The sequence below is a fragment of the Pseudonocardia pini genome (assembly GCF_013870575.1).
In the GTDB taxonomy this organism is placed as follows: domain Bacteria; phylum Actinomycetota; class Actinomycetes; order Mycobacteriales; family Pseudonocardiaceae; genus Pseudonocardia; species Pseudonocardia pini.
Window position 1 is genome coordinate 1 of sequence record NZ_JACBXB010000695.1, and the last position, 2,989, is coordinate 2,989.

Annotated in this window: 3 protein-coding genes; 1 reads left to right on the forward strand and 2 read right to left on the reverse strand. The window is 69.5% G+C overall.

Going from position 1 to position 2,989, the window contains the following annotated elements; genetic code table 11:
- Window positions 1-609: 609 nt before the first annotated feature.
- Both H5J29_RS27300 and H5J29_RS27305 read right to left on the reverse strand, forming a co-directional pair.
- Window positions 610-1,683: an inositol-3-phosphate synthase gene (locus H5J29_RS27300; protein WP_181783867.1), complete on the reverse strand. Its 1,074-nt coding sequence runs from the start codon at window positions 1,681-1,683 to the stop codon at window positions 610-612.
- Window positions 1,680-2,240, reverse strand: a complete 561-nt coding sequence (locus H5J29_RS27305; RefSeq protein ID WP_181783868.1) for a PadR family transcriptional regulator — start codon at window positions 2,238-2,240, stop codon at window positions 1,680-1,682. Before H5J29_RS27305 ends, H5J29_RS27300 begins: the two co-directional genes overlap by 4 nt.
- Before the next feature lie 175 nt (window positions 2,241-2,415).
- Here H5J29_RS27305 and H5J29_RS27310 point away from each other — a divergent pair, with 175 nt between their 5' ends.
- Entirely contained in the window at window positions 2,416-2,820 is a 405-nt protein-coding gene (locus H5J29_RS27310) for a DUF5318 family protein (RefSeq protein WP_181783869.1), read from the forward strand.
- Window positions 2,821-2,989: the final 169 nt, after the last annotated feature.

Here is a 2,989-nt window from a genome sequence, read left to right on the forward strand (position 1 = left end):
GGGCGCGGCCTGGGTGGCGGCCGGCGCGAGGGAGAAGAAGGCCGCTGCCGCTGCGGTGGCGGCGACGACGGTGGTGCGCAGCAGCGCAGGTTTGAGCTCGGGCACTGGGTGTCCTCTGGTCGCACCGCCGGACGACCACGGTCCCGCTCGGGGGAGAGCCGGGAGCGCCGCGTGACGGGTGCGTGGGGAGGATCCGCGCCTGCCGCGAAAGTAGGGAGCCCGGGCAGGAGCCGCACCCGCCCGTCCGGGCGGTGACCCTGGCTCCGGACACCGGGATGGCGTCGGTAGCGCAGGGCCGTCCGCCAAATTACGAACGCATTAAGCAGGTTGCCATGACGCATATCTCATTTCGCCATGGTTATTGGGGTGAGCGTACTCACCGCTTCGGTCACTCATCTGGTCGAACAACACGAGTGATATTCACGTGATCTAGGACCGACACTCCTCGATGCAGGTGAACCGACCTCGCGCAAGCACCGTGATCGTACCGTTATTGCTCTACCCGAGTGAAACTGTTTCCGGTCTGGAACGAGTGCGAACATTTCCGGTCGGGAAGCAAAAAGGGGCCCCGACCGGAGTGACCGGTCGGGGCCCCAGAGTGACGAACGCTCAGGCGTCGCCGCGGATGAACGCCTCCACGGCCTCGCGGGCCGTCGAGTCGTCGTACTGCTCCGGCGGCGACTTCATGAAGTAGCTCGACGCGGAGAGGATGGGCCCGCCGATCCCGCGGTCCATCGCGATCTTCGCGGCGCGCACGGCGTCGATGATGATGCCCGCCGAGTTCGGCGAGTCCCAGACCTCGAGCTTGTACTCCAGGTTCAGCGGGACGTCCCCGAACGCGCGGCCCTCGAGCCGGACGTAGGCCCACTTGCGGTCGTCGAGCCAGGCGACGTAGTCCGACGGGCCGATGTGCACGTTGTCCTTGCCCATGTCCCGGTCGACCTGGCTGGTCACCGACTGGGTCTTGGACACCTTCTTCGACTCGAGCCGCTCCAGCTCCTTCATGTTCAGGAAGTCCATGTTCCCGCCCACGTTGAGCTGCATCGTGCGGTCGAGCTGCACGCCGCGGTCCTCGAACAGCCGCGCGAGGACGCGGTGCGTGATCGTGGCGCCGACCTGCGACTTGATGTCGTCCCCGACGATGGGGACGCCCGCGTCGACGAACTTCTGCGCCCACACCGGGTCCGACGCGATGAAGACCGGCAGCGCGTTGACGAAGCCCACCTTCGCGTCGATGGCGGCCTGTGCGTAGAACCGGTCCGCCGCCTCGCTGCCCACGGGCAGGTAGGAGACGAGCACGTCCGCCCTCGTGTCCCGCAGCACCTGCGCGACGTCCACCGGCTCCTCGTCGGACTCGGTGATCGTCTCGCGGTAGAAGCGGCCCAGCCCGTCGAGCGTGTGGCCGCGCTGCACGGTGACGCCGGTCGGCGGCACCTCCGCGATCTTGATCGTGTTGTTCTCGCTCGCCGAGATCGCGTCGGCGAGGTCCTGGCCGACCTTCTTGGCGTCGACGTCGAACGCGGCGACGAACGTGACGTCCCGGACGTGGTAGCCGCCGAAGTCGACGTGCATCAGGCCCGGGACACGCGTGGCCGGGTCGGCGTCCTTGTAGTACTCCACGCCCTGGATCAGCGACGCCGCGCAGTTGCCGACGCCGACGACGGCGACTCGCACCTCACTCATGCGGGTTCTCCCTTGTCTCCGGTGGATCCGGCCTCGTCGCCGGGATGACGTTCCCGCTCGATGAGCTCGTTCAGCCAGCGCACCTCGCGTTCGGTGGTGTCCAGCCCGAGCTCGTGCAGCTCGCGGGTGTAGCGGTCGATCTGCTCGCCCGCCCTGGCCAGTGCCGCGCGCAGTCCCTCGCGCCGCTCCTCCACCGCACGCCTGCGCCCCTCCAGGATCCGCATCCTGGTCTCGGCGGGCGTACGGGAGAAGAAGGCGACGTGGACGCCGAAGCCCTCGTCGTCCCAGGACTGCGGGCCGGACTCGGCCAGCTGCTCGGCGAAGCGCTCCTTGCCGTCCGCGGTGATCGAGTAGGTCCGCCGCGAGCGCTTGGACCACCCCGTCTCCGGCTCTTCCTCGGCGATGAGGCCGGACCGCAGCAGCCGGCGCAGGGCCGGGTACAGCGAGCCGTAGGAGAAGACGCGGAAGCCGCCGAGCCGCAGCCCGAGCTGCTTGCGCAGCTGGTAGCCGTGCATCGGGGTCTCCAGCAGCAGGCCGAGGATCGCGAACTCCAGCACCCCTGCCACCTCCCCCGACGCACCGACCGGCAGATCGATGACCCCACTATATCGACGCGATACATCATGCCGCTGCAGCGAGACGTGCGTCACCCGTGGCGGTGACCCGGGGTGGCGGACCCCGACCGGGCGGTTCCGCGACCGCACGGCCGGGTGGGGTGAGTACCCTGGTCGGGTGCCCACCCATCGCCAGGTCGTCGACTACGCGTTGCAGCGCCGTGCGCTGCTCGCGGACGTCTACACCGGTCGGGTGGGCACGGAGGAGGTCTGCGACGCGACCCCGTACCTCCTGCGGGCGGCGCGGTTCCACGGCAGGCCCACCGAGCAGCAGTGCCCCGTGTGCCGGAAGGAACGGCTCACACACGTCTGGTGGGTGTTCGGGGAGGAGCTGCGGCAGGTCTCCGGATCGGCCCGCCGACCGGAGGAGCTCGAGGACCTCGAGGACAGGCACGGGGAGTTCTCCGTATACCTGGTCGAGGTCTGCCGCACGTGCAACTGGAACCATCTGGTCCAATCGTCGGTGCTGGGCACCGGCGCCCGACCCGACCGTCCGCGCCGACGGAGGACCGCCGCCGAGTGAGCCAGCGCCGAGCGATCCGCCGCCACGCGACCGACCCGTGAAACCGACACTGTGAACCCCGACCCCGGCAGAGCCCCCCGCTCCCCGTTCCCCACGCCGGCCCGCCCACGCTCCCCGCTGGCGGGCGGAGAAGCACGGAGCCCGCGGTGACCGATCAGCGCGATCACCA